Genomic DNA, 260 nt, shown 5'->3' with positions numbered 1-260 from the left:
AGGCGAAGTCGATTGCTCGATTTACCAGCCATGCGCCCGGCAGACGGCGCCCATTCAACGCGAGACACGCTCCGCGATCCGAAAGTGTATCGAAGGACCCCTCCAGGTTCATGCCCCCGGTTCGGATCTCATCCAGGTACCAGGGGGCGATCACGAGGCCATGGGTCGAATGGCCCATCATATCAGCGACCAAAAGACAATCGCTAACGTCGAGCGCCATCTCCTTCTTCATGCCTGTAGAGAGGAAAAGCCTCTCCACC

General features: G+C 58.5%; 1 protein-coding gene. It reads right to left on the bottom strand.

What is annotated here, in order from left to right; genetic code table 11:
* Positions 1-220, bottom strand: a 220-nt coding sequence (locus R0J92_RS24195) for an Ldh family oxidoreductase (protein ID WP_411053552.1), incomplete at its 3' end; no start/stop codon positions are given.
* Positions 221-260: the final 40 nt, after the last annotated feature.

This window comes from Tritonibacter sp. SIMBA_163 (assembly GCF_046535935.1).
Taxonomy (GTDB): domain Bacteria; phylum Pseudomonadota; class Alphaproteobacteria; order Rhodobacterales; family Rhodobacteraceae; genus Epibacterium; species Epibacterium scottomollicae.
The sequence above is the reverse complement of the archived record's forward strand: the minus strand, read 5'-3'. Positions and strand labels throughout refer to the sequence as shown.